This is a genomic window from Enterobacter sp. RIT637 (assembly GCF_019718755.1).
Taxonomy (GTDB): Bacteria; Pseudomonadota; Gammaproteobacteria; order Enterobacterales; family Enterobacteriaceae; genus Enterobacter.
In genome coordinates, this window is the sequence record NZ_JAIHAZ010000184.1 from 1 (window position 1) to 524 (window position 524).

Below are 524 nucleotides of genomic sequence, written 5' to 3' on the forward strand. Positions count from 1 at the left end.
AACATGATCACCATTCGTGCCGTCGCCCGCCTGGCGGGCGTTTCCGTGGCAACCGTCTCTCGCGTGCTGAACAACAGCGCGCTGGTCAGCCCTGAAACCCGTGAAACCGTAATGAAAGCCGTGACCCAGCTTGGGTATCGGCCAAATGCCAACGCGCAGGCGCTGGCGACGCAGGTGAGCGATACCATTGGCGTCGTGGTGATGGATGTGTCCGATGCCTTCTTTGGCGCGCTGGTTAAAGCGGTGGACGTTGTCGCCCAGCAGCACCAGAAATACGTGCTGATTGGCAACAGCTATCACGAGGCGGAAAAAGAGCGTCATGCCATTGAGGTGCTGATACGCCAGCGTTGCAATGCCCTGATTGTGCATTCAAAAGCGTTAAGCGACGAAGAGCTGGCCGGGTTTATGGAGCAGATCCCCGGGATGGTGTTAATCAACCGGATTGTGCCAGGCTACGCGCACCGTTGCGTTGGGCTGGATAACGTCAGCGGCGCGATGATGGCGACGCGGATGCTCATCAGCAA

Annotated in this window: 1 protein-coding gene; it reads left to right on the forward strand. The window is 58.4% G+C overall.

Features of this window, described 5'->3' with window-relative positions:
• Window positions 1–3 precede the first annotated feature (3 nt).
• The coding region (locus tag K5E19_RS23905; RefSeq protein WP_221553397.1) for a LacI family DNA-binding transcriptional regulator at window positions 4–524 on the forward strand (521 nt) is incomplete at its 3' end.